Origin of the sequence: Streptomyces tirandamycinicus (assembly GCF_003097515.1) — a bacterium.
Classification (GTDB): domain Bacteria; phylum Actinomycetota; class Actinomycetes; order Streptomycetales; family Streptomycetaceae; genus Streptomyces; species Streptomyces tirandamycinicus.
Genome location: NZ_CP029188.1, coordinates 3,159,634 through 3,178,260 on the forward strand (window position 1 = coordinate 3,159,634; position 18,627 = coordinate 3,178,260).

At 67.3% G+C, this 18,627-nt stretch carries 18 protein-coding genes and 2 pseudogenes; 11 read left to right on the forward strand and 9 right to left on the reverse strand.

All coding sequences use genetic code 11. From position 1 onward, the window contains the following. Nucleotides 1-49: 49 nt before the first annotated feature. The 6 genes and pseudogenes from DDW44_RS13925 to DDW44_RS13945 form a co-directional block, all read right to left on the reverse strand. Entirely contained in the window at nt 50-634 is a 585-nt protein-coding gene (locus tag DDW44_RS13925; RefSeq protein WP_108906647.1) for a hypothetical protein, read from the reverse strand. Beyond that, nucleotides 631-2,415, reverse strand: coding sequence for an alpha/beta fold hydrolase (locus tag DDW44_RS13930; RefSeq protein ID WP_244224031.1), 1,785 nt, complete (start codon nt 2,413-2,415; stop codon nt 631-633). Before DDW44_RS13930 ends, DDW44_RS13925 begins: the two co-directional genes overlap by 4 nt. 255 nt (nt 2,416-2,670) lie before the next feature. Next, nucleotides 2,671-2,865 (reverse strand): hypothetical protein, encoded by a 195-nt coding sequence (locus DDW44_RS13935; protein ID WP_108906648.1) that lies wholly within the window; start codon nt 2,863-2,865, stop codon nt 2,671-2,673. Between the two features lie 15 nt (nt 2,866-2,880). Next, nucleotides 2,881-3,075, reverse strand: a complete 195-nt coding sequence (locus DDW44_RS13940) for a hypothetical protein (protein ID WP_108906649.1) — start codon at nt 3,073-3,075, stop codon at nt 2,881-2,883. An 851-nt stretch (nt 3,076-3,926) separates the two neighbouring features. Beyond that, the gene (locus DDW44_RS33195; RefSeq protein WP_279634806.1) at nt 3,927-4,055 is read right to left on the reverse strand and encodes a hypothetical protein; all 129 of its coding nucleotides are present in this window, start codon (nt 4,053-4,055) and stop codon (nt 3,927-3,929) included. Between the two features lie 399 nt (nt 4,056-4,454). Further along, a pseudogene (locus tag DDW44_RS13945) lies at nt 4,455-5,299 on the reverse strand (mobilization protein); the annotation flags it as partial. Here DDW44_RS13945 and DDW44_RS13950 point away from each other — a divergent pair. Then, nucleotides 5,269-6,081: pseudogene (locus DDW44_RS13950) on the forward strand (site-specific integrase); the annotation flags it as partial. The pseudogenes DDW44_RS13945 and DDW44_RS13950 sit on opposite strands and share 31 nt — an antisense overlap. Nucleotides 6,082-6,579: 498 nt before the next feature. Here the strand turns inward: DDW44_RS13950 and DDW44_RS13955 are convergent. Next, a complete protein-coding gene (locus tag DDW44_RS13955) occupies nt 6,580-6,843 on the reverse strand; it encodes a hypothetical protein (RefSeq protein ID WP_108906650.1) in 264 nt (87 codons plus the stop codon). 133 nt (nt 6,844-6,976) lie between these two features. Between DDW44_RS13955 and DDW44_RS13960 the strand changes: the two genes are divergently transcribed. From DDW44_RS13960 to DDW44_RS13970, 3 genes are all read left to right on the forward strand, one after another. After that, entirely contained in the window at nt 6,977-8,137 is a 1,161-nt protein-coding gene (locus DDW44_RS13960; RefSeq protein WP_108906651.1) for a DNA sulfur modification protein DndB, read from the forward strand. Nucleotides 8,138-8,445: 308 nt separating this feature from the next. After that, entirely contained in the window at nt 8,446-10,122 is a 1,677-nt protein-coding gene (locus tag DDW44_RS13965; RefSeq protein WP_108906652.1) for an HNH endonuclease, read from the forward strand. Between the two features lie 246 nt (nt 10,123-10,368). Then, on the forward strand, nt 10,369-11,250 hold the full coding sequence (locus DDW44_RS13970; protein ID WP_108906653.1) for a trypsin-like peptidase domain-containing protein: 882 nt from the start codon (nt 10,369-10,371) through the stop codon (nt 11,248-11,250). 24 nt (nt 11,251-11,274) lie between these two features. On the opposite strand, the gene DDW44_RS13975 is transcribed toward DDW44_RS13970, so the two are convergent. Continuing rightward, complete coding sequence (locus DDW44_RS13975; protein ID WP_108906654.1) at nt 11,275-11,940, reverse strand: YdcF family protein; 666 nt, start codon at nt 11,938-11,940, stop codon at nt 11,275-11,277. Then, nucleotides 11,937-12,731, reverse strand: a complete 795-nt coding sequence (locus DDW44_RS13980) for a GntR family transcriptional regulator (protein WP_108906655.1) — start codon at nt 12,729-12,731, stop codon at nt 11,937-11,939. Before DDW44_RS13980 ends, DDW44_RS13975 begins: the two co-directional genes overlap by 4 nt. Before the next feature lie 487 nt (nt 12,732-13,218). Here DDW44_RS13980 and DDW44_RS13985 point away from each other — a divergent pair, with 487 nt between their 5' ends. From DDW44_RS13985 to DDW44_RS14015, 7 genes are all read left to right on the forward strand, one after another. After that, on the forward strand, nt 13,219-13,488 hold the full coding sequence (locus tag DDW44_RS13985; protein ID WP_108906656.1) for a DUF6284 family protein: 270 nt from the start codon (nt 13,219-13,221) through the stop codon (nt 13,486-13,488). Further along, nucleotides 13,485-13,799 (forward strand): hypothetical protein, encoded by a 315-nt coding sequence (locus DDW44_RS13990; protein ID WP_108906657.1) that lies wholly within the window; start codon nt 13,485-13,487, stop codon nt 13,797-13,799. Before DDW44_RS13985 ends, DDW44_RS13990 begins: the two co-directional genes overlap by 4 nt. Continuing rightward, nucleotides 13,796-14,698, forward strand: a complete 903-nt coding sequence (locus DDW44_RS13995; protein WP_108906658.1) for a DUF2637 domain-containing protein — start codon at nt 13,796-13,798, stop codon at nt 14,696-14,698. Before DDW44_RS13990 ends, DDW44_RS13995 begins: the two co-directional genes overlap by 4 nt. Further along, nucleotides 14,698-15,069, forward strand: coding sequence for an RRQRL motif-containing zinc-binding protein (locus tag DDW44_RS14000; protein ID WP_108906659.1), 372 nt, complete (start codon nt 14,698-14,700; stop codon nt 15,067-15,069). The genes DDW44_RS13995 and DDW44_RS14000 overlap by 1 nt, the downstream gene beginning before the upstream one ends. Continuing rightward, nucleotides 15,039-15,410: a DUF6251 family protein gene (locus DDW44_RS14005; protein ID WP_108906660.1), complete on the forward strand. Its 372-nt coding sequence runs from the start codon at nt 15,039-15,041 to the stop codon at nt 15,408-15,410. The genes DDW44_RS14000 and DDW44_RS14005 overlap by 31 nt, the downstream gene beginning before the upstream one ends. Before the next feature lie 340 nt (nt 15,411-15,750). Continuing rightward, nucleotides 15,751-17,658, forward strand: coding sequence for a MarR family transcriptional regulator (locus tag DDW44_RS14010; protein ID WP_108906661.1), 1,908 nt, complete (start codon nt 15,751-15,753; stop codon nt 17,656-17,658). A gap of 108 nt (nt 17,659-17,766) precedes the next feature. Further along, on the forward strand, nt 17,767-18,627 hold the full coding sequence (locus tag DDW44_RS14015; protein WP_108906662.1) for a bifunctional DNA primase/polymerase: 861 nt from the start codon (nt 17,767-17,769) through the stop codon (nt 18,625-18,627).

Genomic DNA, 18,627 nt, shown 5'->3' on the forward strand with positions numbered 1-18,627 from the left:
GAAAGCAGGGCGCCGCGGCATACCGTTGTGGTTGTGCAGGCCCTGGCGCCTAGGCAGGAGCCAGGGCCTGCGGTGTCGGCGTCTTCATCAGCGTGTAGGGCGAGACGAAGAGGGTCTCCGGCTCTTCGTCGCGGTCGTGCCCCGCGCCACGTACGACAGCGAACTGGAATCCCCTCACTGCCTCCTCGCCCTGCTCCTCGCGGACTGTGCGGCGGATGAACTCGACCAGCAGCTGGTAGGAGGACAGCGTCTGAGCCTGCCGGACTCCGCCCTTCTGCGCCTCTTGCAGGATGGCGGTACAGATGTCGAAGACCGCCTTCTCCGGGCGGCGGGAGGCGAACCAGAACGCCTGATGTAGTTTTCGGGACGCGATCATCTCGATCTCGCGCCACTCGCTGGTCTCCCCGTCCAGGTCAAGGGTCCGGTAGGTGTAGTGGAAGTCGTGGACCGCCGGGTTCGGGGCGAAGAACTTCCAGTTCGGCACCATGGAGAAGAGATCCTTGGCGCGAGCACGGTCAAATACGAGATGAGGATGCTGCGCGGCCAGCGTCGTCACCAGCATGCCCGCTCCCACCCATCTCGCGAGGGAGCCCGGCCCGGTGAACGCGTCCTTGAAGTGTGCGGCAGGCTTCATCGTTCAGCACCTCCCTCGTGAGCGGCGACCGTATCGGCCCCGTCGTGCTGGCACTCTGCGGCCAGGAACTCGGCCATGAGCCGGGCCGCGTGGTGGGCGTAGCGCGCCTCGGTCAGCATGGAGTCGTGGTCGGCTCCCTCGATGACTTCGACGGCACCCCTCTCGCCCTGGCTCTGATGGACCCGAGCCAGCTCGTTGTACAGCAGGAACTGCTCCGGATCCTGGTCCACGGTCTGTTGCGCAGCGATGATCAACGCGGGCGTGGTGAGCGGGCCGATGGCCCCTGTGAACTCAGTGAATTCTTTCTCAACAGCCAGCCATTCCCGCTTGCCCGCTGTCCACAGCCGGGCGTCTGTGTACTGCGCGAACACCTTCTCGCGGTACGCCGGGGGCAATCTATCGACCCAGCCGGGCCGGCTCATTAGAACCCCTGTGCCCAGCTGAACGTAGCGGGCCACGTGGGTCAGCGTGACTCGAAGGTCCTTCGCTCCAGCACGCTGTCGGTCCGAACGTTGGAGTTCCGCGGGGTGCGACGGGTCGAGATAGACGAGACCGGCCAGTCGCTCCGGCATGCGCTCGGCGACTCGCCGGATCAGCTCGCCGCCCAGGGAGTGCCCGACCAGCACGACCTTGCGGTTCTCGGGTACGACCGCGCGTACCAAGTCCTCCAAGTCATCGACCGACTCTGCCAGCTCATAGGGTGCCTTGCTGCCGCGTCGGCTCCCCGCGTAGCCCGCCCGTGCGTAAGACACGACGGCGTGATCCGAGCCGTGCGCGAACCATTCGGTGATCCACGCGAAGTGCTCCGACGTCGAGGCCAGTCCCGCGCAGAACACCAGGACCGGAGCATCCGACTCCGGACCCCCTGTCTCATACATCAGCTCATTGCCGTGCCGGGTCACGACCTTCCGGGAGGTCGGCCAGCCTTCGAGAACGACAGCCCGGCGCTGGGCCGCGACCACAGCACTGGCAGCGATTCCCCCAGCCAACAGCAGCGCTGCCGCCTTCGCTGCCCGGTCGTCGCGTCCTGTGACGGCAGGGTGGTCTTTGGGTCCCGTGGTGTACGCGACCATCGGATGCATCGCGGGGAATGCCGTCATGAACCGCCCGAGCCCCATGATGAAGCCGTTGGCCACGTGAAAACTGCCGGCAGCAGCCAGGAACGGACGGGTGAATCGGCCGCCGGCGGCATAGACGAGAGGAAAGAGACACTCCATTGCCAAGGTGGTGTGCTGAACGGCCTTGGAGGTCTTCGGATAGCGCTGTGTCAGTCGGTAGACCGGTTCAGAGCCGTAGGTCCGCGTCCGCATCACTCCCGGAAGGGCCGTTCCGTCTCGCCATTTGTCACCCACCAACTTGACCCACCCGGAGATGGCATAGGACATGGTCGCCTGTATTCCGATGTACCACAGAAGGGCGTCCTGAGTTTCCGGCTTCTTTGCCAGTCGGGCCACCCCGGTCACACTTTGAACCAGGTTTGCCACCTGGTCCGACCCGTCAGTCCCGTAACGGTGACGAGCTTGCAGTAGGCAGTTGGTGCCGCTGAGGAAAAGACTCCCAGCGCCGCGCCACCGTGACTTTCCTGGCAATAGCATGCCGACGCTGACTGCCGCCCGAGTCGCATGCAGCGCCAGCGTCACTTTCTTTCCGCTCACCACATCTGCGACCTTGCGTAGGGATACGCTCTTGGCCTCTGGGGTCCTCTTCATGATCTCCCAGTCGTTCAGGCCGCCGGGATCCATGTGTCTGTGCTGATGCAGATACTCCAGAGAAGAGGACAAGGTTGTGAGTGCCGCCAGCCTCTCCGATACCCCTAACGCCCTGCCTCGGGAAATCGGCACAGGGCCGAAAACTGCCGAGCTGATCTTTTTCAGGTACCTCAAGATTCCTCCTGACTCGTCAGCGGATCGGCTAACATAGGAAAGCTGTCGGGCCGCGATTGGAGCGCGGCCCGACAGCTTCGTCGCACCCACGGGATGTCACTCCACAGGTGCCGTTACGAGCCCGCGCACAGGGCGCAGGCATCGGGGTGGGGCTCAGCCAGCCGCGCGCCCAGCCTCATAGGCGCCGACCACCGCAGCACCCGCAGCCAGCCCGCCGGCCGCGTAGGGGCACAGCGCCACGACGCTGGGGGTGAAGGCCACCGGCATCATTCGCACGACCTTGTCGCTTTGCACCTCGGAGAGGGTCGGCGATGCAGCCTTGCGCGCGCTCTCTGTAATCCGGTTCATCGAGATCTCCCCACCTCAGCCGAAGACGCGCCCCGTGACGTACGCGCCAACGGGGATGGTGAAGGCCACCGCCGCCGCCGCGATCTTGGCGCCGGCCGGAATGGCGACGGCCGCAGGGGTTGCCATGATCGGCGTACCGTCGGTCTTGGCCATGCCCTCCTCGAGAGGGGACATCTCCTGTCTGTTCATGAACGCTGCTATCTCAGCCATGACACTCTCCGTTCCAGTTCCATCAATGGTCGGACCTTCCGCAACGAAAAACAGATCCCCCGTGATGCGGTTGCCGAAATACTCGGAGGGTGAGTGCCACGCAAGCGACTCGGATGAGTAGTTACGCGCACGCCAGCTGAAAATGCAATGCGGACAGCCGGGCAGACTCTCGCGGAAAATAGAGAGTTGCTGCACGTAGCCCCCGTGTCATTACGTCACTGCTTCAGCATGGTGATCAGTGGTCGTTCCCCGTTGCGCCACTCACTATAGGAACCCTTTACTCACCGGGATCAAGGAGAACGCGAGTGATGTACATCACATGACACGGGGGGGGCGCTTTGGAGGATTTCACTCCGGTTCAGGCGCCAGAAGTTTTGCGTGGCTGAAATTTTCCACAGTATGCCGACTCCCCATAGCTGGCCTGACCAGGGAATTCTGCCGATGGCGCACCGAGAACAACCCCGCTTACGACTGGCTAAAAATTGCATTTTGACAGACCAGTCCGGAGCTGGCACCCGAGCGCGCTGACTCAGGACTGCATGCAGCATTGGCGAGAATTGATCGACCACAAAGAGGGTAGATAGCGGGCGTTTTGGATGACTCTCGCTACTCGCGTAGATCACTCATATAATGCCACTTTCGGTCATCGTGCACTCCTGCTCTCTCAGCTTCCTCTCGCTCAGCGAGTGCGAGAGGTCTTGAGTAGATCCGCTGTGTTGGTCCAGGCAGCGGGTCTGGAACGGCGCCCGCCCACCTCGGGAGGGGATCTCGGCGCTACGGGTCCCCTGCCGCCCTACGGAAAGCCGGCCGCCGCAGACTCGTCGAGCTGATCCGCCCCAAGTACTACAGCCTCAGATCTTGAGGTTGTAGTACTCGGCGAACGCCACCAGGATCCGCCGGTAGGCCGACGGGGTCACCGTGGCGTCCCGGGACGCCTCTGCAGTGAGCATCACCGCCGCCAGATCCGTCAACAGCGCCATCGCCGCCTCCACATCCCTCACCGAGTCCGCAGTCGCGCCGGACCGTCGGACAGCACCTCGTCCACGGTCTCCCGGGTGATCCGAAGCTGCGACAGCTCCGCCTCCACCTGCGACAGCTCCTCGGAAAGTCTGGCGATCTACTCGCGCAGCCGATCGGCCCGGCCACGAGCCGCCACTTCCCTGGCCTCAAGCGCCTCGATCAACGACGGCACCACACCACCCACCCCGCAACGGTGTCCGCGCCCACGGCGGGCTCAACGTCGACGACCGTAGAAGCCGGTCCTGGCAGGCACACCACAGATCCCTACGAAATCACCTCAACGAGGCACTCCCCCACAAGATCTGCACCCAACGTGAAACGGGACGAGGCACCGCCCCAGGCCGTCCGTGCGATCGTGATCAGCGCCGCCGTGCCTGTGACGGCTGCGGGGCCGGGGCGGCTGCTGCCGTGTGCTCTGGAGCGTGGGGGCGCCGTGCTGCGCTGTCGGCCCAGGCTGGGCTGTGGGCTTGTGCTGCGCGGGCTTGTGCCCTGGGTGCCGGCCTTTCGCTGAGGCATTGGATGCGCCAGGCCAGGACTCGTGCGGGGCGGCGCGCGTCGTTCAGGGCGCGCTGGTCGGCGACCTGCTGGAGGAGCCGTTCCGGGTCGTGTCCGGCTGCTTCTGCCTCGGCGAGGGCGGTGGTGAGAGCCGCGAAAGCGGGGTCTCCGATGATCTGCTCCGCATGCTCGGGCACGACTTGGCGTAGGCGGCGGATCTGCCGTTCCACGGCCTGCTGAGGTGGCTGGCGCTGCGCGAGGGCGGCCAGGGGTGCGGCTGCGGCTTGGTCGTAGGCAGCCTGGAGGTGGAGCAGTGTCTGCTGGGCGGCGGCGACCTGCTGGTCGTGGTGGCGGAGCTGGTGCCAGCGGGCAGCGGCAACGACCACGAGGATTGCCGCGTCCAGGAACATCGCAAGGACGGCGCCGTCCTTGGGAGCGGGCTCGCGGACCATCGTCCGTACTGCGCCGCGCAGGGCGCGGGCGTGGTGGTGTTCGGCCCGTATGCGGGAGCGGGTGGCGCGCTCGAACGCGGTCGCCGGCTCTCGGAGTTGGGGCCGCAGGGGCTGGGGTGCGAGGAAGGGGGGAGGGCGTCGAGGGCTTCACCGAAGGCGGCGAGGTGGGCCTGGGAGGCTTCGTCGTCCGTCTGGTCGAGGTGGTGCGGAATGCGTTCGGCGGCGGCGGTGGCCTGCTGCCAGGGTGTGGACGGACGAGCGGGTCGCCCGGTGGCAACAGACCGGCGAAAAGCCCTCCCCCGTCATGGTCTGGACGCCGGAACAGACCGGTGCGTTCCTGGACTTCGTGGCCACGGACCGCCTGTACGCCATGTGGCATCTGATCGCCTTCCGCGGCCTGCGTCGCGGTGAGGCATGCGGCCAGCCTTGGTCGGAGACCAACCTCGATCGGCACTCCCTCAGCGTCACCGGCCAACTCATCCAGGACGGATGGGAAGTCGAGGCGTCCGAGCCGAAGACCGACAGCGGGTTCCGCGTCGTGGCCCTGGACGACGACACCGTCGACGTGCTGGAGCGGCATCGCAAGCAGCAAGCGGCGGACCGCGAGGAGTGGGCATCGGCCTGGGTCGAGACCGGCCTCGTCTTCACCCAGGAAGACGGCTCCTGGCTACACCCCGGCAAGGTCACCGACCTCTTCGAGCGCCTCGTCACCGCCTCCGGGCTGCCGCCGATCCGGCTGCACGACCTCCGCCACGGCGCGGCCACGCTCATGCTCGCCGCCGGCATCGACGTGAAGATCGTGTCGGACACGCTCGGGCACAGCGACACCCGGATCACGCGGGACATCTACCAAAGCGTCCTGCCCCAGGTCGGCAGGAACGCGGCCGAGGCCACCGCCAAGCTGGTCCCGCTTCAGCGGAAGACCGAGGCGGAGGAGGCCGCCCGCAAGGCTGCGAAGGCCGCCAAGAAGGCCAAGGACAAGGCGAAGGCCGAGGCCAGGGCCGAGAAGAAGGCCAAGCGGAAGAGGCCCAAGAAGTAGGGCACCGGACCGCTCCGCTCACGCATCGCTCACGCAAGCCACCTCGCGGCACCCCGGCCGCGTGACGCACCATGCCCCGAGCAGCAGAAAACCCCAGGTCACGGGCTATGTGACCTGGGGTTTACCACAGAGCCCCCTGTCGGATTCGAACCGACGACCTACGCATTACAAGTTGTCCGATCTTGCTCCAGGTGCGTCCGTCCGCGTCCATCATGGATGCTCCGGTGCAGGTCAGAAGTGATGCTGGACTGAGCCGCACAACCACAGACTCACTCGGAGCGAGCCGCAACCGAGACCACAAGTGAGACCAACGCTCACCTCTGCCCTGGCCGGGACGGAGCACTTCATGGGCCATAGGCGGGCTCACCGCGCGGGCTACCGAGTGGCTGCGCGCCGTGGGTCTCGACCAGCACGAGACTCCGCCGCCCGAGCCTGGGGAGGGCCGGCGACCCCACCTGCCACAGCGGGCCATTCATCCTCCTTCCCCGGGACTCCGTCTCAGCAGGCCTTCCCAGGGCGCAGGCACTTGGTGAGGAACACGCCCATGACGCTGACGCCGACCAAACCGCCCGCGGCATAGCTCGGAAGGCCCTCGGGGATCACCCCGGTCATGTGGACCGCGACGGCGAGGCCAAGGGCCGTGCCACCCACGAGGCCGCCCGACGGGCGCCTGAACCTGAACAGGTCGCCATTCCCGTCAGTGCCGCCATTGCCACCGGCCTCGGAACCGCTCGAGCTACCGCCGAGGGTGTGAAGAGTCATGAATCGCACCTCACCTGCTACGTCACTCCTTGGGCGGCGACGGTAGCGCTTCGAGGCCATCGAGACCAAATTCGGAGGGTTTCAGTGGTAGAATCTGACGTAGGCGACAGCGACTATGACGTAGGAGGCCCTCGTGGAGCTACAACTACCAGGCATCGGCTACAAGCAGGGCGATCGGCTCATGGTCACAACCGCCATGGACCCGGTCGCACTGGTCAAGACGGTTGCCCAACCGGACCCCTGGAATCCGGTGGGGTCTCAGCCTCACGGCAACCGCCCTCAGGACAAGGCCCACCGGAAGGGCATCGCGGAGTACCTGGAGAACGAAGATCAGTTCGTGCTCGGCGCAGTTGTGCTTTACGCAAAGCACATCGAGGCTCGATTCGAGCCGGATCCGGGCAAAGAAGGCCGGGCTATCATGCCTGGGACCCTCTACCTGAACTACGGCGCGCAGTTCGACGTCGGCGACGGGCAGCATCGCATCGGCGCGTACTCCGACGTGATCCAGGCGCACGGTGAGGACGAGGACCCGGTGATGAAGCGGCTCCGTGCCTCGGGACAACCGTTGGTCGTGGTCATCGACGACAACCCGCTCCATCGAGCGCAGGACTTCACTGACCTCCAGCGGAACGCCAAGCCGCCATCCGCCAGCATCGGACTGAGCATGGACCGCCGCCAGCCGATCAACCGACTAATGATCAGGCTGGTACAGGAGCCGGAACTCACGATCTTCGGAAACGGTGCCGACCGTGTCGAGTTCTTCAAGGACTCGCCCGGCAAGCTGAGCGCGAAGCTGTTCTCCTTCAAGACGATCCGCTACCTCAGCGGAACGGCGCTGATCGGCGTGTCTCAGCGGACAACCAAGGGCTGGGACAAGGCCGTGAACGACTACGTCGAGACGCACGAAGAAGAAGCTAGGGAGCAGCTCACTGCGCTTTGGTCCCGATTCGCCATGTGGCCGGACGTCGCGGCCGTCCTCTCCGGCGAGAAGACCGCTGCCGCCTTGCGGGATAAGACGTACCTGGCCAGCGCCGGCGTGCTGTATGCGATCGCCTACGCCGTACACAAGGCGATCACTGAGCACAAGGTCACGGTCAAGGACGCGATGAAGCGTCTCGGGGACGTGAACTACATGCGTCCCCCGACTCCGGAGCCTGAGAGGCCGCTCACCACGCAGGACACGCCTTTCGCCGGCAACCTCGTCGACCCCGAAACAGGCAAGGTCGGCTCCGGACGCCCCGCCTGGGAAGCCGCTGCCGAGGAACTGCTCAAGCGCATCACGACGACATCCTGATCACGCCCGTGGGCTGATGGCTTGGACCAGAGCCGACCCACCGGCGAAAGGCACATGCCCTATCCAGGAGCAACAGTACGGGAGCATCATTGTCCGTGCTGTTGGGCCGCAGCTGCGCAAGGGAAAGCCTGCTAGGCACGGCGTTGCTGACTACTGCCGCTTGCGGAGCTAAGTGGGTGTTGGCGTAAGCGCTGGCGTACGCCAGCACCCCCGTACCACTCGCTCGATGGCCGTCACCCCCAGGATGCTCTGCCCGCAGCGGGACGGACCTAAGTCCGTTGTCAGTGTGGTGATTTACGGTGTCGCCCATGGCACCTTCTGAGATCACCCGTGAGGGCATCCTGCAGGCGATTGCTGAGCATGACCGGCTCGGCCCCGAGGCGTTCCGGGACACCTACGGCTACCACGCCGCGGTTACCTATCTCCTTGAACACGAGGGGAACCTGTACGACTCGAAAGCGATAGCTGGAGTCGCCCACAAGTACGACTTCGGTGTAGCGCTCAAGCCCTCTTCCCCCGGGTTCAGTGGTGGTCTCAAGCACGCAGTGGCTTGGTTGAGGAGGGAGGGCTTCACTGTCGTGGAGCCCCCCAAGACCTTTCACCGGCGGGTGGGAGATGTCCGGCCGGCCCGTCGTGCGACGGGCCCTGCCCTGCACCGCCCCGTTCTTCTCCTCTGGGCAATCGGGCAGGCCGTGTCTGGGGCACCCCGCATGCAGCCATGGTCCGCTACCCGTGATGCCGTCGCTCCGCTCATGGTGAAGTACGGCCAGGTCGAAGATGGTGCGGACGGAACCCGTTACCCGTTCTGGGCTCTCACCCGCGATGAGCTCTGGACCGTTGAGCAGGGGCAGGACCTCACCCTGACCAGCCAGGGGCGGCGCCCCACTCTGGAATCTCTGAACGAGGTCAACCCCTCTGGTGGCCTGCGCGAGGACGATTACAACCTGCTTCGCTCGCACCCTGATGCCGCGGCAGCAGCGGCGGCAGGACTGATCCTCCGCTACTTCCATCCCCTTCCCGCAGACTTGTTGGAAGACTTCGGCCTCCACGAGCTGCTCGCCGGCAGGTGGCCGGATGCTCTGCGGCCTCTGCTCGGGGAAACGTTCAAAGACCGCGAGGCAATCTGGCGCACCTACGGCGGACAGAAGATGGCAGGGATCGGCTGTCTCGCCGACGGCATCCTGAGCGTCTTCTCGGACGACAAGGGCCCCTACGCCGACGGACACATCCCGGACACAAACTGGATCGCCTACGTCGGCGATGGCCTTTCGGGTGACCAGAAGCTCACTGATGGCAACGAGCTCATGGCCGAGCATCAGAGCGCTGGCCGCCCCCTGCGTTACTGGCACAAGCCGTTCCAGGGACAGTTCAGCTTCGAAACCTGGGCTGTGATCGTGCAACGCCGGCTGCGCTGGGGCTCCGGAGCTGACAAGCAGCCTCGCCGCGAGTTCCTCTGGGTTCTTGCGCCCGTCCCCTCCCCGGAGCGTGGAACCTGGCCTCTTGAGGTTCTTGAGGCACTGGAGATTGATACGGGCGAGCTGCACGACGAAACGGGCGACTACCGCCCCAGCGACGTCGATCCCGAAGCGCCCGGCACCGGAGAGAGCGACGAGGACGCGTATAGGCGCTTGGCGCAGACGGCAGAAGCGAACGCCGAGCGTCGGGGCCAGCTGAAGAAGCCCACGCTGGCTGACAAGTACGTCCGCGACCCCAGCGCGAGAGCGGCAGTCCTCAAGCGCTGTCAGAACAGGTGCGAAAGCCCTAAGTGCGCCGGCCACCCCACGGAGCGAACCACAGCCGGCCTGCCCCTCCTCCAGGTCGACCACGTCAAGGACCTGGCCAAAGGCGGACCCGACGTCCCCTGGAACATGATCGCTCTATGTCCGAATTGCCATGCCCTCAAGACCTACGGCGAGAATAGGGAGAAGCTTCGACGCCTCCTCGCCGTTACTGCGCGCCGTCTCCATGAGGCGAAGCTCAAGTGACACCCCTGCTTCGGTGCCTGCCCCACAGTCCAGGGGCAGGCACCGAAGCAGGGGAGCGGCTTTCAAGACCAGCCGGTTTCACCCGGCACGATGGACTCTGACCTGCGACTTCGATGCACCGAGTCGCATCGCCCGCCCTGCGTTGGCCAGAGGATGGCCACAGGGCTCCGCACGGAGAGGAAGCTGCGGTCCACCTAGGCCTTCAAGGGCTCCCCGAGGTTCACCTCTGAGTGGGATGCTGCGGCAGTGAAGGTCGATACGCCTGGCAGACAGGTCCTCTTCAGCACTGTCCTCATCGAGAGCGCCCTCGCCTCAGGAGGGAGATCGGCAGGGACAGGCTTTCTACTCCTGGCGGTCACTGATGACGACCGCCAGTACCCCGCCTTGGTCACGAACAAGCACGTCGTGGCTGGCGCGCGCCAACTGACCGTGCGCTTCATCAACAAGAAGCCCAATGCTGATGAACCGGACCTCGGGAAGGAATCCGAGGTGGATGTGTCGCCGGACCTAGTGATCGGACACCCCGATGGACGTGTGGACGTAGCCGTCATCCCTCTGGGGCCAGTGTGGGAGTTGCTCACCCAACGCTGCTTTACCAGGGCGCTCCCTATGTCCCTCCTCGCCACAGACATTGATGGGCTTTACGTCGACGCGATCGAGGAGGTCACCTTCGTGGGATACCCCAACGGTCACCGCGACCCAAAGCACTTCACCCCGATCGTGCGGCGCGGGATCACTGCAACACCAGTCGACCTCGACATGGGGGGAGACCCTGCCTTCCTGATCGACGGCTCCGTCTTCGGGGGGAGCAGCGGTAGCCCCGTCTTCCTGTGGTCCGAGGGCTCCTACAGAATGGCGACAGGCTTGGCACTTGGGACCCGAATCGCCCTGGTCGGCATCATCGCCAAGACGATGATCAGAGAGTCGCAGCTACCGCTTGAGGTAGCCAGCGCGCCTCACGTCAGGATCGCGACGGAGCTCAACTTGGGAGTGGCGTTCAACGCACGGGCGATCCGGGAGACCCTGGAGGTGGCGGTCGCTGCTGGTGGCGGGAAGCTCAAGCCATTGGGTATTGCCGAAACTGAGCCACCCGCCACAGTGCCGGAGCAGCCAACGCCGACCCCGTGACGCCCGTCGGGCCTCCAAGCGGTGTTAGCCGCGGCTCGCCTCCTCTGGCACGAGCCGGCTCGTGAACCCTTCGCTGCGCAAGCGCTCGTACGCCGCTGCCACGTCGCCGGGGATCTCCTGCTCGATCATGAACCCTTGGCGGGGGTAAATCATGAGCCGCTGCTGGGCACCGACCAGCATGTCGATCACGAGGCGTGCGTCCTGGATCGAGTCGACGTACTCAGGGAGCGTCATGGGCGTGGATGCGCTGACCCACTCCACGTCCGGCCAAAGCTTGCGCGCTGTTGCGTACGCGCGCCGTTCCTCGTACGGCTTGCTGACCAGCAGAACGGATGAGACGGGAACGCGCCGCTCCTCAAGCAGAGTGCGCGAGAAGCGGATGTTCTCGCCCGTGTTCCGGGCCTTCGGCTCGACAAGGATGGCGTCTGCGGGCACACCCAGCTCCACGGCGCGGTCCCGGTAGTGCTCAGCCTCCCCGCGAGGCATCCGCTCGCGCGTCGTACGGCTAGTCGCTCCCGTGAAGACGATGAGCGGCGCCATGCCTCGGTGGTACAGCTCTGCGGTGGTGTCAGCCACTCCCAGGTCGTGACTGCCGAGTCCTATCGCGACGGAGCAGGGCCGCGGCTCGTGTCCCATCTGCTGGAAGTCCCAGAGCCGCTGTGCGTCCGCCCACGCCTGAGTGGAGATCACTTGCTCCCGTCCCCCGTGTTCGCCGAGTCGGGCACCTTGAAGTCATACGCCCACGCGAAGCGCGTAGCCGCGTGGACCCCGATGGCGAACTCCACCACAGTCCCGTCGGCTGTGCACGTGGTGCGGTGAAGTTCCACTACCCATTCACCCGGAGATAGCTGAAGGAGCTGGGCTTCGTCGGTCGTGGGCACTCGCGCGAACAGCTCCTCCTTCATGTGGTCGATCTCGTATCCGGCGTCGTGCAGGACGCGGAAGCCACCGCCACGGCCGGCGGGACCCGGGGTCGGGTCGACGATACGCGTCCCCTCCACATGCTCGGGACGGTAGTAGCTGGTCAGCGTGTGGGTTGGCTGGGCGCCTTCCTTGACCAGGCGTGCACGTGCGTACACCTCAGCGCCTTCTGGCAGTCCGTGAGCCTCAGCCACGAGAGCCGACGCTTTCACGCGGCTGACGCTCTGGGTCTGCTCGTTCCTGCGGTACGCACGACCGGACGCCACGCGGTCCGCGATGAACGCGACCTCGTCTCCGTCCCGCCACTTGGCCTTGTCGTAGCGTGCGATGCCGAGCCTCTTGAGCGGTGCCCGCTGCCGGACGACGGTGCCGTGGCCTCGCGAGGAGGTCACCAGCCCCTCGGCTTCCAGCGCCTTGTAGGCCGCGTGGACCGTGGACTTGGACCCCTCGCCAGCATCCACAAGGTCTCTGATCTGCGGCAATTGTTCGCCGGGCGCGTATTCGCCGTTCCGGATCTTCTCCGCGATCCGGTCCGCAAGCTCCCGCCATTTGGGCGCCATGCAGAACCTCCTCTCAACATCGACCAGTGAAGCACAGTCCCAGGACTGTTGACAGTCCTGGGACTGTGCGTCATTGTCTTCTCAATCGGTTCGCAGTCCCAGGACAGCGGATCGTGAGGGCCTACTTTGGGCTGCTCCGAACACGCCCGACGGGTCCCGTCTCGCAAGGACGGGAGCCCCTCTGACCAGGGGTTACCGCACTCGCCGGAAGCGGCTGTGCCTTGACAACTAAACAGCGTGCCGAGGGAAGCCCGTCCCCCCTTCGCAAGCAAGAGGGCGGGCGCGCACGGGTTCTGTCCTGTGCGCGGTACAGCGCGATTCGACCTTTCCGCAGCTCAACGGCTGCGGCCGGTTGCCTCCGCTGCTCGTCTCGTACGAGCGGCGCTGAGGGGAGCCGGGTGTTCCGACTTCAACGGCGCGCACCCCCGGAGTAGCCGCTCCGGGGGTGCTGTTCGGGCCGTTCCACCTGCTAGGGAGACAACGACCCATGAAGGACATCGTTGCACGTCAGACGGCCGTTACCGCTGTCGACAGGATCGACCGCGAGCCGACCGTCGCGGAGCTGGACGCGATCGAGCGGGAGCTGCCGGTGATCCTGGCCGGCGTCGACCTGCTCGACGCTCACATCATCACCTTGGACCGCATCCCGAGCGAGCTGGACCAGCGGCGTATCCGCCGGGCCCGTCGCAGGGTGCTGGCCGCGCGTCGCGCGCTGGCCAACCGCAGCACCGCCGGGCAGGCGGGGGGTGCGGCATGAGTTCCGTTCCTCGCTGTCCTGCGGCGCACCCCGAGGACCCCACCCCCTGCGACGGTCCGCCGGTCGTGACCGTGCTGGACGCCTCCAACGCGGGGGCGGACGGCTGCGAGCACCACGCGGCCCGGCTGCTGGCCTCGCTCGCGTCCGGGAGGGTCTACTCCCTGCCCGACGCCCCGGCGGGGGCGGCTATTCGGGTGTTCAAGGCGGCCGACACCATCGCGCCGTTCCCCTGGTGCGAGGGTGCGCCGCGTACGCAGCCCAGTCAGCGCAGCCACGCGGAGAACCGTCGCCTGCGGGGGTGGATGCGATGAACCTGCACCGCAAGGGCCGCACGGCCCTCGTGCTCGCGCTGGTCGTCGTGGTCGCGATGGCCTTCCGGGTGTCCTGGAACGCACTGCGCGACGTGGCCCGCGCCATCGGCGCGGACACCACCGCCGCGACGCTGTACCCGTTCGTGGTCGACGGCCTGATGGCGCTTGCGTTGATCGCGACGCTGGTGCTCGCCGGTCGGGATCGGACGTTCGCGCTGCGGGTGCTGGCCGCCTACACGATCGCCTCGCTGGTGCTGAACTACGTGCACGGCCTGGTCCCGGAGCTGCACGGCCAATCGGTCGACTGGGGTCGACTGGCCGACTGGGACCCGGCGAACTGGGTGCTGGTGCTGCTCGCCACCTCGTTGCCGGTCGGGTCGATCTACTTCGGCTCGGACCTCGTGGCGAAGGTGCTGCACCACCGCCCCACCCCGATCACGACACCGACCATAAATGCGGAGGAATCGACCGAGACCGTGAGGAATCGGTCTAGGTCTGACCTCGTGGGATCGACCCCGGGGACGATCACGGCGAACGTGAAGCCGCTGCCCCGGGCGGTGGCCGTCGGGTTCCTGAAGTCGACAATCCCGGCCAAGCCGCTCCCTGCCGTCGAGTCGATCCCGGTGCAGCCGACCGTGACGCCGATCGAGGTGCGCGCGGTGGCGGCTGAGTCGACCCGGCCGCGCCGGGCCACGGGCCGTGTGCCCGACGTGGCCCGGAGCCCGCGGCCGAAGCGCACCCCGGGGGAGTTGCTGGCTGAGGCCAGGGAGGCGACGGCCGATTGGCCGGACGCCAGGCTGACGGCCGAGGGCATCCGCCGTGTGGTCCGCACCTCGCCGGCGAATGCCCGCTCCCTGCGTGACACGCTGCGCGCCGAGCGCGGGCTCGTGGTCGCCTGATGGGTGCGCTGCCTGTCTACCGGTGGCGGCTCGCTCCGGACGGCTACGCCACCTACCGCCAGCTCCGCACCCTCGGGCTCCGTCCGGGTGGTCAGGGGGTGGCAGCGCAGGTGGAACGGCCCCGGCGTCGTCGGGGGCCGCTGGTCGCCTACCTCTACCGCATCGACCGCGCGAAGCCCGTGCGGGCGATGACCCCCGGCCGGTGGGCGGCTCTCGCCAAGGCCAACCAAGCGCGCCGCACCTGCCCCGAATGCCGCCGCGACGCCGGATACGTCATCCCGTCCTCGCTCGGCATGTGCTCGACCTGCGCTTTCCCCGACAACTGCCCGGAGGGTGCGTCATGGAACAGCTTCCCACACACCGCCCGTTGACGGTCGTCCAGCTCCCCGACGGCACCCACGTCTACGCCGACCCCACCACCCTGCCCGCCCAACAGGCGGCCGAGCCGCAGGTCGTGCACATCCACCAGGCACCGCCGGACCGCACAGTGCAGCGCATCGCGCTCGGCTCCGGGGTCGGCGCCGGCACGGTCGCGGCCGGCGTTTACTTCGGCCCGCTCCTCGTCGGCGCCCTGACCGCCATCGCCGCGAACCTCGCGATGCTCGCGTTCATCGCGCTCGTGCTCGGCTGGGCCGTCGTCACCGTCGTTCGCTCCGTGGGCGGCGCCGACGGCAAGGATGCCGCCAAGAGGCTGCGGCGCAAGGGTCGTTGACCCTCTTCGCGCGGCCCGGAGCGGGCGGAAGCCGTAGGCGGCCCGCAGGGCGCCTGAGACCCCTCCGGTGTGGGTCCAGACCTCCCGGGCCGTGAACGGCCGCCCACGGCCCCGCAGAGACGCTGCGTGACCGCGTTTCCCGTCTCCCTCGCGCGCGTGCGCGTGGGGCCCCTCCCCAAGGAACGGCGCAACTCCGCAACTTCGCAGGTCACAGGTGGTTGCGGGGGTTCAACTGGCGTTGTCGACGCAACCGGCAGCGCCAACTACCCCATATCGGGCGGGCCGGTGACGCCACGCAACGGCGCACCGGCCCTCATCCACGGTCTTGGAGGACCCTTTCGTGGACTGGAAGCAAGCATGGTCGACCACGACCACGACGACCAACACGGCGCTCGACGCGCTGACGCCGATGTGCGCGCCGTTCGCCGCTCGCTGGGACAGGGAGGCGGAGCGGCGGGGGCAGCTTCGGACGCCGGAGAACCTGAAGGCGCTCATGGCGGCGCAGCGGGAGCACAACTCGACCCGCTCGACCGCGGTGATGGCGCGCAATCAGCGCAGCGCTGCCCGTAAGGCGTCGAACAATCCGCTGTCCGCGTCCCGTCGGGCCGCGCGTACCGCGCACAAGGCTGCGCGGCAGCACCACAGTCAGGCGCGGTCCGGGCTGAAGGCTGCGCGGAAGAACTACCCCGCCACCCTCACAGCCCTCGCGGTACAAGCACACGCGGCGCACGCGGTGCCGAGCGGGCTGGCGTCGTGGCTGATGTCTGAGGCCGCGAACGCGCTCACTGTGTGGCCGGCGTCCGTGTCCGCCGGGCTCATCGGGGTGAACGTCGCGGGGTTGTGGCTGGGGCGCCGTAATCCGTTGGTGCGGCTCGATGACGGGATGAGCGGGGAGGAGCGGCGCCTCGCCTCACGGTTGGACCCGTCGTTCTGGGTCCAGCATGCCGACGCCCGCGGCCTGGCGGGCACCGTGCCGACACCGGCGAAGCTCACCCCGGCCGGGCTGGTCTCGCACGTGCGCCTGGACGGCAGGTGGACGCCGAAGACGTTCCGTGCCAAGGGAGACGAGATCCGGGCGCTGCTCGGGGCGCGGACCGATCTGCGCATGGAGATCACCTCCGGCAGCCACGGGGACCGGGCCACGATCACGCTGCGGACCCGCAGCGCGGCCGACGGCATCGACCTCACGGGTTGGGAGCCCGGGGCGCCGTGGGGCATCGACACCGTCACGGGCGAGCCCGTCATGGTCCCGCTCGGCCGTCGGATGCTGGTCGCGGGCACCTCGGGTTCGGGCAAGTCCTGGTCCACCCGGTCCCTACTCGCGGAAGGCTCGGAGCATGCCGATCACCGCCTGGTCGTCATCGACCCCAAGCGGGTCGAGGCGATGAACTGGCAGCACCGGGCCCGCACCGCCATCACGCCGGATGAGGTCCTGGACGTCAGTGACGAGCTGCTTGCGGAGATGCACGACCGTCTCCGGCTCATCCCCCGCGGCCGGGACGTGATCGAGATCAGCCCGGAACGGCCGCGCATCACGGTCTTCGTGGACGAGGGCGCTGAAGTCATCTCCATGTCCCGCACCAAGACCGGCAAGAGCAGCCGCGATGAGGACACCGACGCCGGCGACTACGGGCGGATCATGGAGAACTTCCGCACCCTGGCCCGCATGGCGCGCGCTGCCGAGATCATCCTGATCTGGGCGACGCAGAAGCCGACCATGGACCGCAACGGCGGTATCGACCCGCAGATCAGCGCACAGATCACCTACCGGGCAGCCCTCACGCTGTCCACCTCGGGCGAGTCCCGCGTGGTCTTCGGCGAGGACGCCACCGAGAAGGGCTGGCACGCGCACGAACTGCCCATGCCCGGCGTCGCGATGCTGCGCTCCGGGCCGAAGGCCAAGCCCCACCCGATCAGCACCCGCGCGTTCTCCCCGGCGGACGTGATCGCCCTTCCCGAGCGGCCCATCTGGCACCGCGCATCCTCCCGAACGTCCGGGAGCACGCTCCACCTGGTCAAGCAGCCGAACACCCCGGCAGACACCATGCCTGCCCCGGCCGCGTCGGCGACGAACAGGGACCGGGTGCTGCGGGCCGTCCACGACGGGGCTCGGACCCCGCGCGACATCACCGACCGCACCGGAATCAACAAGGGCACCGTCTCCCGCGAGATCAAGGCCCTCACCGCCACGGGAGCCCTGCACAAGAACGACGACGGCATGCTCCTCCCCGGCCGCGAAGCGGCCTGAGCACTCCCGCCTGACCGACCCAACCCAACAACAACGGCGGCCCCCTTCCGCCAAGAACCGGGGCCGCCGCCAATCCAGCACGTCCATAGCGAACTGGAGACCTCCAGCATGACCCAACCGACCGACATTCGGGGAGAGCACCTGCGTACCGCTCTCTCCCTGGCAGCCTCCGGCGTGCCCGTGCTGCCGTTACGAGCCGGGAAGGTGCCGTTCGGCAACTGCCGCCACTGCGCTGACAACGCCTGTGGCGGGCGGCCGAACATGAAGACTCCGGGGCCGTGCGCCTGCCCCGGGCCCTGCCATGCCTGGGCCGCCGCGACCACCGATCCGGACGTCATCAGTTCCGGCCCGTGGCGCCGCGCCTGGCTCACCGCGAGCGCGGTCGCCTACCACCCGGGCGGCGCCGGGCTGACGGTCGTGGACCTCGACAACGCCGACGCGATCGAGTGGGCTCGCAAGACTCTGCCTGCCACGCAGACCGTGCCCACTACCCGTGGCGAGCACTGGCTCTATCTCGGGGCTATGCAGTCCGCCAACCGTGTCCGGCCCGGCGTGGACGTCAAGTCCACGATGGCCTACGCCCGCTGGCTCGGGCCCGGCACCGGCACCATGACCGCCCTGCCGGACACCGTACGCGGCCTGGGGTTGAGCAAGCCCGCCCTGGCCCGTCCCGTGCTTTCGACTGCCACGGTGTCTGCGCGGGCCGGGGGCGGGGAGTGCCCGCACCGCACGCCCACCTACCTCGACCGTGGCATCGCGATGGCGGAGCAGCGCATCACCGAGGCCACGAGCAGCGTGCACACGACCGTCTATCGCACGTTCCTGGCCGTGCTCTCCACCCACGGCCGGTGCGGCTGCCTCACCGAGAAGCACATCGCCCGGTTGTTCACCGCCGCGCAGGCCAAGGGCGAGAGCGCCCGGCACTGCACCGACGCGTGGACCAACGCCCGCACCAGGTTGGGACTGTGA